Source organism: Kitasatospora sp. NPDC101183, from assembly GCF_044767945.1.
Classification (GTDB): domain Bacteria; phylum Actinomycetota; class Actinomycetes; order Streptomycetales; family Streptomycetaceae; genus Kitasatospora.
In genome coordinates this window covers 1-17,706 of sequence record NZ_JBIWOW010000005.1, presented here as the reverse complement: position 1 = coordinate 17,706, position 17,706 = coordinate 1, and the positions used below count along the sequence as shown (strand labels likewise).

The 17,706-nt window shown below is 73.5% G+C and carries 15 protein-coding genes; 11 read left to right on the top strand and 4 right to left on the bottom strand.

Features of this window, described 5'->3' with window-relative positions; all coding sequences use genetic code 11:
- The first annotated feature begins 181 nt into the window (after positions 1-181).
- From ACIRRS_RS07620 to ACIRRS_RS07605, 4 genes are all read left to right on the top strand, one after another.
- Positions 182-964 carry an ABC transporter ATP-binding protein gene (locus ACIRRS_RS07620; RefSeq protein ID WP_402966428.1) on the top strand — a complete coding sequence of 261 codons (783 nt, stop codon included), beginning with the start codon at positions 182-184 and terminating at the stop codon, positions 962-964.
- Positions 961-3,729, top strand: a complete 2,769-nt coding sequence (locus ACIRRS_RS07615) for an FtsX-like permease family protein (RefSeq protein ID WP_402966426.1) — start codon at positions 961-963, stop codon at positions 3,727-3,729. Before ACIRRS_RS07620 ends, ACIRRS_RS07615 begins: the two co-directional genes overlap by 4 nt.
- A 160-nt stretch (positions 3,730-3,889) precedes the next feature.
- Positions 3,890-4,270 (top strand): BlaI/MecI/CopY family transcriptional regulator, encoded by a 381-nt coding sequence (locus ACIRRS_RS07610; protein WP_402967045.1) that lies wholly within the window; start codon positions 3,890-3,892, stop codon positions 4,268-4,270.
- Positions 4,267-5,154: a M56 family metallopeptidase gene (locus ACIRRS_RS07605; RefSeq protein WP_402966424.1), complete on the top strand. Its 888-nt coding sequence runs from the start codon at positions 4,267-4,269 to the stop codon at positions 5,152-5,154. Before ACIRRS_RS07610 ends, ACIRRS_RS07605 begins: the two co-directional genes overlap by 4 nt.
- A 183-nt stretch (positions 5,155-5,337) precedes the next feature.
- On the opposite strand, the gene ACIRRS_RS07600 is transcribed toward ACIRRS_RS07605, so the two are convergent.
- The 3 genes from ACIRRS_RS07600 to ACIRRS_RS07590 form a co-directional block, all read right to left on the bottom strand.
- A complete protein-coding gene (locus ACIRRS_RS07600) occupies positions 5,338-6,360 on the bottom strand; it encodes an acetamidase/formamidase family protein (RefSeq protein ID WP_402966422.1) in 1,023 nt (340 codons plus the stop codon).
- Complete coding sequence (locus ACIRRS_RS07595) at positions 6,357-7,805, bottom strand: APC family permease (RefSeq protein ID WP_402966420.1); 1,449 nt, start codon at positions 7,803-7,805, stop codon at positions 6,357-6,359. Before ACIRRS_RS07595 ends, ACIRRS_RS07600 begins: the two co-directional genes overlap by 4 nt.
- Positions 7,806-7,958: 153 nt before the next feature.
- Positions 7,959-9,011, bottom strand: coding sequence for a substrate-binding domain-containing protein (locus ACIRRS_RS07590; protein WP_402966418.1), 1,053 nt, complete (start codon positions 9,009-9,011; stop codon positions 7,959-7,961).
- Positions 9,012-9,077: 66 nt separating this feature from the next.
- Here ACIRRS_RS07590 and ACIRRS_RS07585 point away from each other — a divergent pair, with 66 nt between their 5' ends.
- Entirely contained in the window at positions 9,078-9,518 is a 441-nt protein-coding gene (locus tag ACIRRS_RS07585) for a MarR family winged helix-turn-helix transcriptional regulator (RefSeq protein ID WP_402966416.1), read from the top strand.
- A 49-nt stretch (positions 9,519-9,567) separates the two neighbouring features.
- Here the strand turns inward: ACIRRS_RS07585 and ACIRRS_RS07580 are convergent, their stop codons facing one another.
- Positions 9,568-10,641, bottom strand: coding sequence for an NlpC/P60 family protein (locus tag ACIRRS_RS07580; protein WP_402966414.1), 1,074 nt, complete (start codon positions 10,639-10,641; stop codon positions 9,568-9,570).
- Positions 10,642-10,884: 243 nt separating this feature from the next.
- Between ACIRRS_RS07580 and ACIRRS_RS07575 the strand changes: the two genes are divergently transcribed.
- From ACIRRS_RS07575 to ACIRRS_RS07550, 6 genes are all read left to right on the top strand, one after another.
- Entirely contained in the window at positions 10,885-12,780 is a 1,896-nt protein-coding gene (locus tag ACIRRS_RS07575; RefSeq protein ID WP_402966412.1) for a methylmalonyl-CoA mutase family protein, read from the top strand.
- Positions 12,777-14,981 carry a methylmalonyl-CoA mutase gene (gene scpA / locus ACIRRS_RS07570; RefSeq protein WP_402966410.1) on the top strand — a complete coding sequence of 735 codons (2,205 nt, stop codon included), beginning with the start codon at positions 12,777-12,779 and terminating at the stop codon, positions 14,979-14,981. The genes ACIRRS_RS07575 and scpA overlap by 4 nt, the downstream gene beginning before the upstream one ends.
- 14 nt (positions 14,982-14,995) lie before the next feature.
- The gene (gene meaB, locus ACIRRS_RS07565; protein ID WP_402966408.1) at positions 14,996-15,988 is read left to right on the top strand and encodes a methylmalonyl Co-A mutase-associated GTPase MeaB; all 993 of its coding nucleotides are present in this window, start codon (positions 14,996-14,998) and stop codon (positions 15,986-15,988) included.
- Between the two features lie 102 nt (positions 15,989-16,090).
- A complete protein-coding gene (locus tag ACIRRS_RS07560) occupies positions 16,091-16,585 on the top strand; it encodes an RICIN domain-containing protein (protein ID WP_402966406.1) in 495 nt (164 codons plus the stop codon).
- 11 nt (positions 16,586-16,596) lie between these two features.
- On the top strand, positions 16,597-17,091 hold the full coding sequence (locus tag ACIRRS_RS07555; protein ID WP_402966404.1) for an RICIN domain-containing protein: 495 nt from the start codon (positions 16,597-16,599) through the stop codon (positions 17,089-17,091).
- Between the two features lie 11 nt (positions 17,092-17,102).
- Positions 17,103-17,609 (top strand): RICIN domain-containing protein, encoded by a 507-nt coding sequence (locus ACIRRS_RS07550; protein WP_402966402.1) that lies wholly within the window; start codon positions 17,103-17,105, stop codon positions 17,607-17,609.
- The last annotated feature ends 97 nt before the right edge of the window (positions 17,610-17,706 follow it).

The window sequence follows — 17,706 nt, the reverse complement described above, 5'->3', positions numbered from 1 at the left end:
CTCAACGTCGAAAAGCATAGACCCGCCGCGACCGGCCCCGCGCACCTTTTCGGCCGTTCATCGACAGCTTTGTAGAACCTTGACCAAATCCCGGGACTGGATGGGCTCGACCTCGACATATACAGTTCACCGACATATAGTTCACCGACATATGCAGCTGAACAGCTCACGAGGGGGAGGCATGTCCCACACCGATCCGACCGCACCCGTCCTGCGGCTCGCCGCCGTCACCCGGGTCCACGGGAAGGGCGCGGCCGAGGTTCACGCCCTGCGAGGCGTCGAACTGTCCGTCCACCCAGGCGAGTTCGTCGCCGTCATGGGCCCGTCCGGCTCCGGGAAGTCCACTCTGCTCACCCTCGCGGGCGGCCTGGACACACCCAGCGACGGCGAGGTGCTCGTCGAGGGCGTCGCGCTCGGCGGCCTCAGCCGGCGCCGGCTCGCCGACCTGCGGCGGCGCTCCATCGGCTACGTCTTCCAGGACTACAACCTGATCCCGGCCCTCACCGCCGCCGAGAACATCTCCCTGCCGCGCGAACTCGACGGGGTTCCCGGCCGCCGCGCCCGCCGCGAGGCCGTCGCCGCGCTGGAGGAGCTGGGCATCGCCGAGCTCGCCGACCGCTTCCCGGAGGACATGTCCGGCGGGCAGCAGCAGCGCGTGGCCATCGCCCGCGCCCTGATCGGCGAGCGGCGCCTCGTCCTCGCCGACGAGCCCACCGGCGCGCTCGACTCCGCCACCGGCGAGTCAGTCCTCGCCGTGCTGCGCGCCCGCTGCGACGCCGGGGCCGCCGCCATGATGGTCACCCACGAGGCCGCGCACGCCAGTTGGGCCGACCGCGTGGTGCACCTGCGCGACGGCGAGATCGCCACCGAGAGCCGTGGGCACCGCAGCCTCGCCCGGCAATCCGCCGCCCAGCGCTACCTCGCGACCGGCGACGACGTCGAGACGGGCGAGGTGAACCGGTGAGGTTCGGAGCCTGGCGGGTCGCCCTGCGCCTCGCCCGCCGCGACGCGCTGCGCGCCAAGGGCCGCAGCGCCCTGATCGTCGCCATGATCGCCCTACCCGTCCTCGGCGTCACCGGCGCCGACGTCGTCCACCGCAGCGGCCAGCTCACGCCCGGCGAACGCGTCCAGCGCGTCGTCGGCGGAGCGGACGCCTACGTCAGCGCGCTCAATCCCGGCCAGTCCGTCGAGCAGGCGCCCATCGCCGAGGACGGCGGCTCCTTCGTCGTCCAGCCCCGGCCCGGGGACGCGCCCACCGCCGAGCAGCTCAAAGCGGCCGCCACCGACCCGACCGCGCTGGTCACCTCCCTGCTGCCGCCCGGCAGCACGCTGATCGCCGCCCGCTCCGGGCCGGAGACCGGCGCCACCTCCCCCGAGGGACTGGTGCGCGCCGCCACCACCGAGGCCGACCTCGCCGACCCCGCCTGGCACGGACGGCTGAACCTCGTCGAGGGCCGCGCGCCCTCGGCCGCGCACGAAGTCGCCGTCAGCCGGGCCTTCCTGGAGCGCGGCGGCCTCAAGATCGGCGCCACCACCACCGTCCAGGGCCTGGAGGGCACCACCTTCACCGTCACCGGCGCCGTCGAGCGCCCCGGTGAGCTCGGGCGGGCCGAACTCGTCGCTCGGCCGGGCGAGTTGATCGAGCCGATGAGCGCGGCCGCCGACAGGGCCGCGGCCGGTTCCGGTGCCGCCGCCGGGCCCGCCGACCGCTCGGGCGGCGGGCACCGGGCCTGGCTGGTCAAGCTCCCGGTCGGCGCCGCGATCGACTGGGCCAAGGTCCAGGAGGTCAACAGGTACGGCTACACCCTCACCGCGCGCTCCGTCGCGCTCGACCCGCCGCCCGAGCAGGCCGTCCCCTTCTACCGGGACTCGCGCACCTACTCCGACCCGGCCATCGGCAACAGCACCCGGGTCATCGTCGCCACCGTCACCGGCATGGCGCTGCTGGAGGTCGCCCTCCTCGCCGGGCCCGCCTTCGCCGTCGGCGCCCGCCGCTCCCGCCGCCAGCTCGCGCTGCTCGGCGCGGCCGGCGGACGACGCGGGGACGTCGGCGCGGTCGTCCTCGGCGGAGGACTCGTCCTCGGCCTCACCGGAGCCCTGATCGGCGTGGCCGCCGGCACCGGCGTCGTCGCCGTCCTGCAGCCCTGGATCGAGCGGGCCGGCGGCGCACGCTTCGGCCACTTCGCCGTCCCGCCGGTGGAGTTGGCCGCCATCGCCGGGATCGGCGTGCTCACCGCCCTGCTCGCCGCCGCCCTGCCCGCCCTCCAGGCGGCCCGGCGCAGCGTCACCGCCGGGCTCGCCGACCGGGACACCGTCCGCGCCCCCAGCCGGAAGATCACCCTGCTCGGCGTGCTGCTCATCGCCGCCGGCGGCGCCCTCGCGATGTACGGCGCCGGCGCCCTGACCCACGACCGCCCGGTGATCAGCACCTACGACGCCCGCACGCTCACCGTCCTCGGCGGCTCCGTCCTCGCCGAACTCGGCGTGCTCGCCTGCACCCCGGCCCTGGTCGCCCTCTTCGGCAGGATCGCCAAGCGCCTGCCGCTCGGCCCCCGGCTCGCCCTGCGCGACTCCGCCCGGCACCGCTCGCGCACCGCGCCCGCCGTCGCCGCCGTCATGGCCGCCGTCGCCGGAGCCGTCGCCATCGGCGTCTACAGCACCAGCACCGACGCGGAGAACCGGCGCGACTACCGGCCGCAGGCCCCGTACGGCGCCGTCCAGCTCAGCAGCTACGTCAGCGGGCCCCAGGCCCTCCAGGTGCGCGCGGAGGTGGAGAAGCAGCTCGGCGGGCTCGGGCCGCGCGGGGACCTCGGGCAGGTCGTCTACGAGTTCTGCAAGGGCTGCTCCAGCGTCGTCCAGCTCAAGGCCGCTCCGGCCGGACTGCACGTCCTCTCCGCCCCGCCGCACCTCGTCTCCGGCGACGCGACGGTGCTGCGCAACCAGTTCGGCCTGCACGACGCGACGGCCGAACGGGCCCTGGCGGACGGCAAGTTGCTGGTCTTCGACCGAAGGCTCGTCGGCGCGGACGGCAAGGCCGTGCTCCAGATGCGCGGAGGCGGCGGCGCGCCGCTGCAGCCCGGCGAGATCCCCAAGCCGGATCTCCAGGAGATCCCCGTCGACGCGGTGGTCGTCGAGAACCCGGACGCCGCCGGCTACGCCCAGGGGATGCTCGCCCCCGACGCCCTGCCCAGGCTCGGCCTCGCCACCCAATCCGTCGGTGCCGTCTGGCAGCCCGCCACTCCGCCCGACCTCAAGGCGCAGCAGCGCGCCGAGGCGGCCGCCGTCCAGCTCGACCGCTTCGCACGGCTGGACATCGAACGCGGCTTCCAGCCCAAGGGCGACGCGCTCACCCTGGCCCTCAGCGGCTTCGCCGGCCTCGTCGTGCTCGGCGCGGCCTGCATCGCCACCGGCCTCGCCGCCGCCGACTCCCGGCAGGACCAGGCCACCCTCGCCGCGGTCGGCGCCCCGCCGCGCATCCGGCGCACCATGGCCGGGCTGCAGTGCGCGCTGATCGCCGGGCTCGGGGCGCTGCTGGGCGCCGCCAACGGGTTCATCCCGGCGGTGGGGCTGCTCAAGTCCCGGGCCGGCGGGTTCGGTGCGCAGCCCGCCGTGATCACCGCGCCGTGGGGGGAGCTGCTGCTGGTCGTGCTCGTCCTGCCGGTGGTGGCGGGCCTGCTCGCCGCGCTGTTCACCCGCTCCCGCGTCGCGCTCGGGCGACGACTGTCCTGACCGCCCCCGTACGGCCCCTTTCGGCCGGGCACCCGCTCCCCGTTCCCGGGGCGGGCGCCCGGCCGGCGCCGTACCATGGGCAGCTTCAACGGATCAGCGGGTCCGGTGGGTTCAGCAGGCGGGTGGATCGCCGGCGCACGGCGAGGGAGACAGGGTGGCACTGCGCGGGTTCGGCGAGCTGGAGGCCGAGATCATGGACCGGCTCTGGGAGTGGGGCCGCCCGGCCACCGTGCGCGAGGTCGTCGACGACCTCCAGCGCCAGCGGCCCGTCGCGTACACCACCGTCACCACCGTCGCCGACATCCTGCACACCAAGGGCTGGCTGCGGCGCGACAAGGCCGGGCGAGCCTGGCTGTACGAGCCGACCTGCACCCGCGAGGCGTACACCGCGCAGCTGATGCACCAGGCGCTGGAGACCACACCCGACCGGGCCGGGGCGCTGCTCCACTTCGTCGACCGGATCAGCGGCGACGAGGCCAGCGCGCTGCGCGCGGCACTCGAACAGGTGACATCGCGGGACGTCTCGCGGGGCCGCGGGTGACGCTCCTCCTGCTCGGCCTGCACCTGACCGTCACCGGTGTGCTGCTCCCCCGCCGACTCGCCGGATCCGCCCGGCTCCAGGCCCGGCCGGTGCTCGGCGCCGCGCTGTGGCTGGCGCTGATGAGCTCCTTCGCCGTCGCCCTGGTGCTGGCCGTCCACCACGCGCTCGAACCCCTCGCCCACGAGCCCGCCGGCCTCGCCGGGCTGCTCCCCCACCTGGAACCCACCGGGCCGCTGCTCCCGCACACCCACGACTGGTGGCAACTGGCGGCCGTCTTCGCCCTGCTCGGCGCCGCGACGGCCGCCGTCGGCGCCCGCGCGGGGCGGCTGCGGCGGCGGCACCGGGCGCTGCTCGACGTGGTCGCCGTACGGGACCGGCGCTGGGGCGCGATGGTGCTGGAGCACGCCCACCCCACGGTCTACTGCCTGCCGGGGCGCCGCTCCCGCATCGTCCTGTCGCGCGGCGCGCTGCGGCTGCTCGACGAACGGGAACTGGCGGCGGCCGTCGCCCACGAGCACGGCCACCTCCGAGGGCGGCACCACCTGTTCCGGCTGCCCGCCGACACCTTCGCGCTGCTGCTCGGCCCACTGCCGCTGGCCCGGCAGGGGCGGGAGGAGGTGGCGCTGCTGCTGGAGATGGCGGCGGACGACGCGGCGCTGGAGCGGGTCTCGCGGGGCGAACTGGCCTCCGCGCTCTGCACGTTGGCGACGGGCTCCCACCCCACCCCGGGCGAGTCCCTGGGCGCCGCCTCCACCGGGGTCCTCACCCGCATCCGCCGCCTCGCCCGCCCGGGCGGCGGACGGCGCAGCCGACTGGCCGCCTGGCTGGGCGTGGTCGCCCTCCCCGCGCTCCCCTACCTGCTCGTCTGCGCCCCGCACCCGTAGCCCGCAGGGGCGGAGGGGATCGCCTCGATCATCGGCCGCCCCGCGCCCAACCGCGCTGCCAGGAGCGCAGGTTGAGCGCCGCCACCCCCCGCGCACAAAAACCCCCGCCCCCGCAGGCGCGGGGGCGCAGGGGTGCCCCGCTCGCCGGTGGGGGGCGGCGAGCGAGGCGGCAGGGGGGCCGGGTCAGCGGTGGTGGAGGTAGGCCTGGGCCACCGCGCGAAGGCGGGTGTGGAGGCCGTCGTAGGGCTGGGCGGAGCCGAGGAGGGCCTTCGGGAGCTTGGCGACCATCGTGTAGTTGGTATCGCACACGTTCGCCGCCGGGGCGAGGCCCGCCTGGCTGACCAGCTGGTACGCGTCGAGGTGGTCGAGGCCCAGCAGTTCGCCCGTCCAGCCGACCAGGTCGTGCTGGCTGATCCGGAAGGCGTCCTCCAGGGGCCGCGCCGAGCCCGTGCTGATGAGGTACGAGTCGTTCTCCAGCCGGGGCCAGGCCGGGCCGCCGCCCTTGATCAGGTCGACGACGACCGTCGTCCGCATGGCCGCCTCGACGGCCGTGCCGCAGACCTCGCCCTCGCCCTGGCGGGCGTGGCCGTCGCCGATGGCGAGCAGGCCGCCCTCGACGTTGACGCCGAAGTAGGCGGTGGTGCCGGCCCGCATCTCGGGGGTGTCGAGGTTGCCGCCGTGCGCGCCGGGGGTGATGGAGGCGAGCACCTCGCCCGCCGCCGGGGCGACGCCGACGGTGCCGTGCATCGGGTCCAGCGGGAGGTCGACGCTGAACTCGCTGTTCCGCGCCTGGAAGCGGCACAGCCCGGCGGCGACGTCGAGGTCGTAGATCCACACCCGCTCCTCCAGCGGCGCGTGCAGCATCGCCGTGGTGTGGGTCGCGGTGAGGGCGCCGAAGTGCGGGAAGGTGCTGGAGATGCCGTGGTCCCGGGCGGGGACGATCTCCACGAAGTGGACGGCGAGGACGTCCCCCGGCTCGGCGCCGGCCACGGCGATGGGGCCGGTGACGGGGTTGAGGTAGGGGAAGACGCAGACCTGGCTGGGCAGGTCCCCGGTGCCGCGCACCTTGCCGCCGAAGCAGTCCTCGGTGGTCAGCTCCACGACGGTGCCGGGCCGGACGGTCACCAGCGGGGCGCGCCCGCCGAAGGTGTACGCGTAGTCCTCGGCGCTCGGGGTGAGCCGGACGATCTCGGGCAGGGTGGTCACTGCTTCTCCTCCACGGGGGTCCCGCCGACGGGGGCCCCGTCGGTGGGGGTTTCGACGGCCGGGGTCTCGACGACGGCCAGCCGGGGCTTGCGCCCGGTGGCCATCAGCCCGGCGAGCACGATGCCGCCGATGAGCAGCCAGACGAATCCGAGCCGCTGCGCCGCGATGTTGGCGTTGATGACGACGTACGCGAGGATCGCGAAGCCGAGCACCGGGGCGATCAGGTGGCGCCAGTAGTCCTTGCTGCGGTTGCGGATCAGATAGTGGACGACGACGGCGACGTGCAGCACGAGGAAGGTGGTCAGCGCGCCGAAGTTCACCAGGGTACTCAGGAAGGTGATGCCGTCCTCGCGGGAGGCCATGTAGAGGCCGAGCACCAGCGAGACGCCCGCGACGAGCAGGGTCGCGTTGACGGGCACCCGGCGGGTGGGGTGGACCTTGGCGAGGAAGGCGGGCAGCTGGCGGTCGCGGGCCATCGCGTACAGCAGCCGGGAGGTGGCGGCCTGCGCGACCAGGGAGTTGGCGAAGCCCCAGGCCACGGCGGTGGAGGCGGCGGTGAGGGTGGCGAGCCAGCCGCCGGCGGCGGTGCGGGCGGCGTCGTAGAAGGCGGTGCCGTCCGGGTCGCCGTCGCGGACGAGCCCGGCCGGGTCGGCGACGAGCAGCGAGGCGATCCAGGTCTGGACGATGAACAGGGTGCCGGCGAGCAGCAGGGCGGCGATCATCGAGCGGCCGATGGCCTTGGTGGAGTCGCGGTTCTCCTCCGAGAGGGTGGAGATGCCGTCGAAGCCGAGGAAGCTGAGCACCGCGATGGAGACGGCGCCGAAGACGAGGCTCCAGGAGAAGGTGTGGGAGTCGTAGATCGGGGTGAAGTCGAAGCCGCGGCCCTTGCCGGAGGCCAGGGCGATCACGCCGACGACCACGAACAGGACCAGCACGACGAGTTCGCCGATCAGCATGGCCTTGTTGACCTTGGAGGTGGTCTCGATGCCGAGGTAGTTGACGGCGGTGTTGAGCAGCACGAAGCCGATCAGCCAGGCCCAGACGGGGACGGACGGCACGAGCGAGTTCATCGCGACGCCGGCGATCAGGTAGAGCAGCCCTGGCACGAGGACGTAGTCGAGCAGGATCATCCAGCCGGACAGGAAGCCGACGGGGGCGCCGATGCCGCGCCCGGCGTAGGTGTAGACGGAGCCGGCCATCGGGAAGGCCCGCGACATCTGCGCGTACGACAGGGCGGTGAACATCATCGCCACCATGCCGAGGACGTACGCGAGGGCGACCATGCCGCCGGAGCCCTGGAAGACGCTGCCGAAGATGCCGAAGGGGGCGATCGGCACCATGAACACCAGCCCGTAGACGAGCAGGTCGGTGAAGGTCAGGGTCCTGCGCAGTTCCTGCTGGTAGCCGTAGCTCTCGATGCTCTGGGGCGCGGGTGTGTCAGCCATGGTGCTCTCTCTCCGTGACGACCCTGCGGGGTGGTGGGGGAGACTGTAGAGGCAAGTATTTCCATATGGAAGGGTTTTTTCGCGCCGTTCCACCAGATGGGCGCCAGTCGGGCACCGGGCGGGAAGCGGATGGGACGCGGGAGCGGCCCGGAGTCAGGCCAGGACGGAGAACCCCAGGCCCTCGGCCCGCGCCAGGTGGACGGACTGCCGCAGCGGCCCCGCCGCCCGCGCGAGCCCGTACGGGTCCAGGGCGCGCCGGGCGGCCAGGGAGGCGAGCAGGTGGAGGCCCTCGTACAGACCCACCGCGTACGCGTCGAGCACCGGCGCCCACGGGCCGCACAGGGCCTGGTGCCGCTCGCCGAGGCTCTGCCGGGGCTCCTCGGCCAGGGTCGCGAAGGAGGGCATGGCGGCGTACAGCGTCCCGGTGTCGTCGCCGCCGAGGGCCAGCAGGCCGTTCTCCTCCAGCGCACCGGAGAGCCGCACCAGCCGCCGGTCCAGGCCGCTGCGGCGCAGGGCCCGGTTGAACAGCACCAGGTCGCGGCCGATCAGGCTCAGCAGCACGGCGTCCGCCCGGGCCGCGCGCAGCCCGTCCAGCAGCGGTTCGACCTGGCGCTCGACGCCGCCGAAGGGCACCCGGCGCTCCAGCACCACCCGGGCGCCGGCGCCGGTCAGCAAGCCCGCCGCGGCGCGGTGGACGGAGCGCGGCCAGATGTAGTCGTTGCCGATCAGCGCCCAGTTGCCGAGGTGGTGACGCTCCGTCAACTCGATGAGGGCGGGGCCGATTTGGCCCACCGGATCGACGCCCATACAGAGCACGCCGGGCCGCCGGGAGCCGCCCTCGTGCGGCGGGGTGAAGACGTACGCGATGCGGCCCGCGGCCACGGCCTCCACCGCGCGGTGCACGTCGCTGGTGTGGCAGCCGGCCAGGGCGTCCAGGGCGCCCGCCGAGAGCAGCAGGCGCAGTTCGGCGGCGACGGGCCCGGGCGCGCCCCCGCCGTCCACGAGCACCAGTTCCAGGGGGCGGCCGCGCACCCCGCCGCTCGCGTTGACCTCGTGGGCGGCGAGCAGGGCGCCGTCCAGGGCGGAGGGGCCGGTGAGGCCGAGCGGGCCGGACTGGGGCACGACGAGGCCGACCCGGAACGCGGCGCCCTCCCTCGGGGAGTGCAGCGCGTCGAGCGGGTCGACCAGCCTCACGTCCAGCGTCACCCGTGCGAGTATCGTCGTGACGGCGGCCCCGGGAAAGCCGGGCGGGCCGCGGACGGGGAGGATCGGATGACCGAGCAGAGCACCACGCCGGCCTCGGCGGAGACCGCCACCGGGCCCCTGCTCGTCGAACTCGTCGCCCTCGCCCACCGGCGGCTGACCTCCGGCCTGGCCGCCGCCCTGGCCGAAGAGGACTGCACCGTCGACCAGTGGCGGGTCCTGCGGGCCCTCGCGGACGGCGAGGGCCACCCGATGGGCGAGCTCTCCCAGGCCCTGCTGATCCCGCAGGCGAGCCTGAGCCGCCTCGTCGACGCCCTCGCCGACTCCGGCCACGTCTACCGCCGCCAGGGCGACCAGGACCGCCGCCGGATCACCGCCCACCTCTCCCGGCAGGGCCGCGCCCGCCTCGCCCGCCTCGACGCGCTGGCCGCCGCCCAGGACGAGGCCGCCCGCCGGGCCTGCGGACTCGCGGACCCGGTGCGGGCGCTGGAGCGGCTCGCCGGTCTGTGACCGTGACGCGCTCGGACGGCTACGCGGGGCTCACGGTGCCCCCGTACGGCTACGCGGGGCGGACGGCGCCCTTGTACGGCATGACGCTGATCGGCAGGACCTCGATGTTCTTGCCCGTGCGCGGGGCGTGGATCATCTTGCCGTCGCCGATGTAGATGCCCACGTGGTGGATGTCGTCGTAGAAGAAGACCAGGTCACCGGGCTGCAGGTTGGCGCGGTCGACGTGCGGGCCGTCGTTCCACTGGTCCTGGGAGATCCGGGAGAGCTTGACGCCCCCGGCGCGGTAGGCGGCGCCGGTCAAGCCCGAGCAGTCGAAGCTGTCGGGGCCGGTCTTGGACCAGCCGTACGGCTTGCCGAGCTGGGCCTGGGCGAAGGCGATGATGAGCGCCGCGCGGCCGCTGGCGGGGGCGGCCGGGGCGCCGAGGTCCTGGCGCTGGGAGGAGCGCGAGGCGCGGTCGGCCTCGGCGGCCTGCTTGGCGGCGGCGGCCTGCTTGGCCGAGGACTCCTGGGCGTTGATCTTGGCGCGGTCCTCGGCGCTGAGCTTGTTCAGCATCCCCTGGGCCGCCGCGAGCTTCCCCTGGACCTGCTTCTTCTCCTCCAGCAACTGCTTGCCGACGGAGTCGAGTTCGGCGAGGGTGCGGGTGGCCTCGGCGCGGTCCTGGTCGAGCTTGCGCTGCTCGTTCTGGGCCTGCTTGAGCATCGCCGTCTGGGTGTCGGAGACCTGGTTCTGCACCGCGGCCTTCTCCAGGTACCCGGCCGGGTCGGAGTCGAGCATCAGCTGCACGGACGGGTCGACGCCGCCGGTGCGGTACTGGTCGGCGGCCACGACGCCGAGGCGGGAGCGCAGCTCGTTCATCGCCTCCTGCCCGCGCGCGACCTTCTCCTGGATCTGGCTCGCGTCGCTCTGCAGCTTCGCCTGCTTCTCCTGGAAGCCGTTGTAGCGCTCGATGGACTGCTCGGCCTCCTCGTTGAGCTTGTCCACCTGCTCCTTGACGGAGGCCAGGCTCGGCGCCGGCTCGGCGTGCGCGGTGCCGGCGGCGAGGACGGCGCCACCGGCCACGGCCGTGGTCAGGACCGCCATGCGGGCCCGGCTCGGGGGGCTGGGCTTGCGACGCTTTCCCATGGCGGTGGGCTCCTTCGGGGACGTTCGGGGACGGAGAGGGCGGGCGGGACCGCACGGGGGACGCGTTCCCGCCCGCCTTCTTCGAAGTAACTTAATAGATGAGGGGGATGGTTCCGCAATCCCCCTGGGAACGGCCGATGGCACCGGCGGTCACCGAGAGTGCTGTCGCTGCTGCTGAAGCGAGGCTAACGTCACACGAAACGGCACTCTCGCGCTCACGCGAACGGGCGCTAACCTGCGCACATGAAGGTCCCGCCCGAAGGGCTCCCCCTCGCCGCCGAGTTCCCGGCCGCGCACCGAGAGCAGTGGCAGCAGCTCGTCCAGGGCGTGCTGCGCAAGTCCGGTGCCCAGCCCGAGGACGGCGCCGCCGCCGAGCGCGCGCTCGACACCCGGCTCCAGGACGGCCTGAACGCCCGACCCCTGTACACCGCCGAGGACACGGCCGCCGAGCCCGGCCTCCCCGGCTTCCCCCCGTACGTCCGCGGCAGCCGCCCCCAGGGCTCCGCCGTCGCCGGGTGGGACGTGCGCCAGCGCCACGCCGACCCTGCGCCCGCCCGCGTCAACGAGGCCGTCCTCGCGGACCTCGAGCACGGCGTCTCCTCCCTCTGGCTGGAGCTCGGCTCCGACGGCCTGCCCGTCGCCGACCTGCCCGCGGCCCTCGCCGGGGTGTACCTGGACCTCGCCGCCGTCGCCCTCGACGCCGGGCCCGGGTTCACCGCCGCCGCCGAGGCGTTGTTCGCCCTGTACGAGGAGCGCGAGGTCTCCCCCGGCGCCGCCGCCGGCAACCTCGGCGCCGACCCGCTCGGCCTCCAGGCCCGTACCGGCGACGCCTCCCGCACGGACGCGCTGCTCGGCGAGGCCGCCGCGCTGGCCGCCCGCTGCGCCGGCGCGTACCCGAACCTGCGCGCGCTGACCGTCGACGCGCTGCCCTACCACGAGGCCGGCGCCTCCCCCGCCCAGGAGCTCGGCTCCTCGCTGGCCACCGGCGTCGCCTACCTGCGCGCGCTCACCGCCGCCGGGCTGTCGGTGGACGCCGCGCTCGGGCAGCTGGAGTTCCGCTACGCGGCGGACGCGGACCAGTTCCTCACCATCGCCAAGTTCCGTGCCGCGCGCCGCCTCTGGGCCCGCGTCGCCGAGGCCTCCGGCGCCTCCACCGAGGCCGGCGCGCAGCGCCAGCACGCCGTCACCTCCCGGGTGATGATGACCGCCCGCGACCCGTGGGTGAACATGCTGCGCACCACCGTCGCCTGCCTCGCCGCCGGGGTCGGCGGCGCCGACGCCGTCACCGTGCTGCCCTTCGACACCGCGATCGGCCGCCCCGACGCCTTCGCCCGCCGGATCGCCCGCAACACCCAGGCGATCCTGCTGGAGGAGTCGCACCTCGCCAGGGTCATCGACCCGGCCGGAGGCTCCTGGTACGTCGAGGAGTTGAGCGAGGAGCTGGCCCGGGCCGCCTGGGCCTGGTTCCAGGAGATCGAGCGTGCCGGCGGCCAACAGGCCGCACTCGCGGGCGGGTTGGTCGCCGAACGGATCGAGGCCACCTGGGCCGAGCGCACCGTACGGCTGGCGAAGCGGCGCGAACCCGTCACCGGCGTCAGCGAGTTCCCGCACCTGGACGAGCAGCCGCTCGTCCGCGAGCCCGCCCCCGCCGGCCCGACCGGCGGGCTGCCGCGGGTGCGCCGCGCCGAGGCGTACGAGGCGCTGCGCGACCGCTCGGACGCGGTGCTCGCCGCCACCGGCGCCCGCCCCGGCCTCTTCCTCGCCTCCATCGGCACGGCCTCCGCGCACACCGCGCGGACCACCTTCGCCGCCAACCTCTTCCAGGCGGGCGGCCTGGCGACCACCTCCCTGGAGTCCGCCGACCCGGCCGCCTTCGCCGAGGCCTTCCGGGCCTCCGGCGCCACCGTCGCCTGCCTGTGCTCCAGCGACGCCCTGTACGCCGAGCACGCCCCCGCCGTCGCCCTCGCCCTGCGCGAGGCCGGCGCCGAACGGGTGCTGCTCGCCGGGCGGCTCGCCGAACTCCCGTCCGGCGTCGACGGGTTCATCCACGCGGGCGGTGACGCGATCGCCGTCCTCACCTCCCTGCTGGACCAGATCACGGGCGCGAGCGGCGCCGACGAGAACGAGGTGGCGCGATGATCCCCGACTTCACCGGCATCCCGCTGGACTCCGACGCTCCCCCGAGCGCCTCGGACGAGCAGTGGCAGGCCGCCTGGCGGCAGACCACCGGCAAGGACGTCGACGAGCTGCTCTGGGACACCCCCGAGGGCATCGCCGTCAAGCCGCTCTACACCTCCGCCGACCTGGCCGGGCTCGACTTCCTGGACACGTACCCCGGCATCGCCCCGTACCTGCGCGGGCCGTACCCGACCATGTACGTCAACCAGCCCTGGACGGTGCGCCAGTACGCCGGCTTCTCCACCGCCGAGGAGTCCAACGCCTTCTACCGCCGCAACCTCGCGGCCGGCCAGAAGGGCCTGTCCGTCGCCTTCGACCTGCCGACCCACCGCGGCTACGACAGCGACCACCCGCGCGTCACCGGCGACGTCGGCATGGCGGGCGTGGCCATCGACTCGATCTACGACATGCGCCAGCTCTTCGACGGCATCCCGCTGGACAAGATGTCCGTGTCGATGACCATGAACGGCGCCGTGCTGCCCGTGCTCGCGCTGTACATCGTCGCGGCCGAGGAGCAGGGCGTGCCGCCCGAGAAGCTGGCCGGGACCATCCAGAACGACATCCTCAAGGAGTTCATGGTCCGCAACACCTACATCTACCCGCCGCAGCCGTCGATGCGGATCATCTCGGACATCTTCGCGTACACCTCGCAGAAGATGCCCCGGTACAACTCGATCTCCATCTCCGGCTACCACATCCAGGAGGCCGGGGCCACGGCCGACCTGGAGCTGGCCTACACCCTGGCCGACGGGGTGGAGTACCTGCGCGCGGGCCTGGACGTGGGCCTGGACGTGGACGCCTTCGCGCCGCGGCTGTCGTTCTTCTGGGCGATCGGCATGAACTTCTTCATGGAGGTCGCCAAGCTGCGCGCGGCCCGGCTGCTGTGGGCGAAGCTCGTCGATCAGTTCGACCCGAAGAACCCCAAGTCCCTCTCCCTGCGCACCCATTCGCAGACCTCGGGCTGGTCGCTCACCGCGCAGGACGTGTTCAACAACGTGACGCGCACCTGCGTGGAGGCGATGGCCGCCACCCAGGGCCACACCCAGTCGCTGCACACCAACGCCCTCGACGAGGCGCTGGCGCTGCCCACCGACTTCTCCGCGCGCATCGCCCGCAACACCCAGCTGCTGCTCCAGCAGGAGTCCGGCACCTGCCGGGTCATCGACCCGTGGGGCGGCTCGGCGTACGTCGAGAAGCTCACCAACGACCTCGCCCGCCGCGCCTGGGAGCACATCCAGGAGGTCGAGGCGGCCGGCGGCATGGCCAAGGCCATCGACGCGGGCATCCCCAAGATGCGCGTCGAGGAGGCCGCCGCCCGCACCCAGGCGCGCATCGACTCCGGGCGCCAGCCCGTCATCGGCGTCAACAAGTACCGGGTCGAGAACGACGAGCAGATCGACGTCCTCAAGGTCGACAACTCCTCCGTGCGCGCCCGCCAGATCGAGAAGCTGCGCCGGCTGCGCGAGGAGCGCGACGAGGCGGCGACCCAGGACGCGCTGCGCGCGCTGACGGCCGCCGCCGAGGCCGGACCGCAGCGCGGCGGCTCCCTGGACGGCAACCTGCTGCACCTGGCCGTCAACGCGGCCCGTGCCATGGCCACCGTCGGCGAGATCTCGGACGCCCTGGAGACGGTGTACGGGCGCCACAGCGGCCAGATCCGTACCATCTCCGGTGTGTACCGAGACGAAGCGGGGCCGTCCGCGTCCCTCCAGCGCACCCGCGACCTGGTCGAGCGGTTCGAGCGGGCCGAGGGCCGGCGCCCGCGCATCCTGGTCGCCAAGATGGGCCAGGACGGCCACGACCGCGGCCAGAAGGTGATCGCCACCGCCTTCGCCGACCTCGGCTTCACCGTCGACGTCGGCCCGCTGTTCCAGACCCCGGCCGAGGTCGCCCGCCAGGCCGTCGAGGCGGACGTCCACATCGTCGGCGTCAACTCGCTCGCCGCCGGACACCTCACCCTGGTGCCCGCGCTGCGGGCCGAACTCGCCGCCGCCGGGCGCGAGGACATCACCATCGTGGTCGGCGGCGTCATCCCGCCGCAGGACTTCGACGCCCTCTACGAGGCGGGCGCGGCGGCGGTCTTCCCGCCCGGCACCGTCATCCCCGAGGCCGCGTACGACCTGCTGGTCTCCCTGGCGGCCGACCTCGGCCACGAGCTGTGAGCCGCTGATCCCCGATGGCTCCCCGGACGATCGACCTCGACAGCTATGTGACGGGCATCCTCGACGGCTCGCGCGCCTGGATCGCGCGGGCCGTCACCCTCGTCGAGTCCAGCCGGCCCGACCACCGCGTGCTCGCCCAGCAGTTGCTGCAGCGCCTGCTGCCGCACACGGGCAGCGCGGTGCGGGTCGGCATCACCGGCGTGCCCGGGGTCGGCAAGTCGACCTTCATCGACTCCTTCGGGACGATGCTCACGGGCCTCGGCCACCGCGTCGCCGTGCTCGCCGTCGACCCGACCTCCACCCGGACGGGCGGCTCCATCCTCGGCGACAAGACCCGGATGGAGAGGCTCGCCGTCGACCCCGCCGCCTTCGTCCGGCCCTCGCCGACCTCGGGCACGCTCGGCGGCGTCGCCAAGGCCACCCGCGAGTCGATGGTGGTCATGGAGGCCGCCGGGTACGACGTGGTGCTGATCGAGACCGTCGGCGTCGGACAGTCCGAGACGACGGTCGCGGGCATGGTGGACACCTTCCTGCTGCTGAGCCTCGCCCGCACCGGCGACCAGCTGCAGGGCATCAAGAAGGGCGTCCTGGAGCTCGCCGACGTCATCGCCGTCAACAAGGCGGACGGCCCGCACGAGCGCGACGCCCGCGCGGCGGCACGCGAACTCGCGGGCGCGCTGCGGCTGTTGCAGACACCGGACGCCGCCTGGACGCCGCCGGTACTGACCTGCAGCGGGCTCGACGGCGCCGGGCTGGACGTCCTGTGGGAGCGGCTGCAGCAGCACCGGAAGGTGCTCGACGCGACGGGCGCCCTGGCGGCGAAGCGGCGGGAGCAGCAGGTGGAGTGGACGTGGTCGATGGTCCACGACCAGCTCTTCGCCCGGCTGCACGAGCACTCCGAAGTACGGAGGCTGGCGCCCGAGTTGGAATCGCAGGTGCGGGCCGGGACGCTGCCCGCCGGGCTGGCGGCGCAGCGCATCCTCGGCGCGTTCTTCGGCTCCGCCTGACTTCACGCCATTTCGCTTCGTGCACTTCCCTTGTCGGGTGGCGCGCCTCTATAGTCATCGCGCAGATCACTTCTGATCGCTCACGATCCAGGGGGAACCATCATGCGCAAAACGGCAGTTGGAGCGTTCGCCGCCGCCGTGGCGGCCACGGGGATGCTGCTCCCCGCCACCGCCTCGGCGGCCACCCAGAGCACCGACGCCCTCCGGAGCGGCCACCTCAGGAACCAGGCCATGTCGTACAACCAGTGCATGGTGCACCTGTCGAACGGCTCACGGGGCAACAACCCGTCGTTCTACGACTGTCTCGACTTCGACGACCAGGTCTGGTACTTCCCCGCGGTCGGCACCACCGGCCCGATCATCAACAAGTACAGCCTGCTGTACATGACTGCCCAGAACTGGGGCACCACGCCCGCCTTCCTCTACTACAACTCCGGCTTCCCGGACCAGCAGTGGAAGGCCGAGTACATCGGGACCTCGGGCATGGTCCAGTTCCGCAACACCCACAGCCAGGAGTGCCTGTCGGTCGACTACGGCGGGAACACCATCCAGCAGACCTGCAACAGCGCCTCCAACCAGGCCTGGTGGCTGGGCTGATGGGGGCGACCGTGAAGAAGAAGCTCCTCGGGACGCTCGTCACCGCCGCCTCCCTCACCGCCCTCCTGCTCCCCGCCTCGGCGGCCTCGGCCGCCACGCAGACCACCAGCGACCTGACCAGCGGCCACCTCAGGAACCCCGCGGTGCAGGGCAACCAGTGCCTGGTGCACTTCTCCAACGGCTCAGCCGGGGACAACCCGGCGTTCTACACCTGCCTGAACTACGACGACCAGACCTGGTACTACCCCAAGCCCGGCACCATCGGGCCGATCATCAACAAGTACAGCCTCAAGTACATGACCGCCCAGGGCTACGACCCCTCGCCGGCGTTCCTGTACTTCAACTCGGGCTACCCCGACCAGCAGTGGTCGGCGGACTACCTGCCGGGCTCCCAGGACATCCAGTTCCGGAACCAGCACAGCAACCTCTGCCTGACGGTCAACAGCAGCGGAAACCTCATCCAGGACTACTGCCAGGACTTCTACCGGCAGGCCTGGTTCAGCTGATGGGGGCGGCCGTGAAGAAGAAGCTCCTCGGAACGCTCGCCACCACGGCGTCCCTCGCTGCCCTCCTGCTCCCCGTCACACCCGCCTCGGCGGCGCCCTCCTCCACCCTCGACACCCTCGCCTACGGCCAGCTCAAGGCCTACGCGTACGGCATCGACCAGTGCATCACCGTCACCGCCAACGGCTCCACCGGTGACCACCCGACGCTCTACGGCTGCAACCAGTTCGACGACCAGATGTGGTACTACCCGAAGCCGGGCACCGTCGGCCCCATCATCAACAAGTACAGCCTCAAGTACCTGACCGCCCAGGGCTTCACCCCCGGCTCCCCCGCGTTCATGTACTTCAACTCGGGCTACGCGGACCAGCAGTGGTGGGCGGAGCCCGTCGACGCCACCACCGTCCGCTTCCGGAACCAGCACAGCGACCTCTGCCTGGTCATCCAGCGCTACAACGGCGCGCAGGCCATGCAGTACGAATGCACGGGCTACAACGACCAGAAGTGGGTCGTCTGGTAGATCACCCCTCCCTCCGCGGGGGGGGGGGGGGCCCCCCCGCCCGCCCCCCCCCCCCCCCCCCCCCCCCCCCCCAACCCCCCCCCCCCCCCCCCCCCCC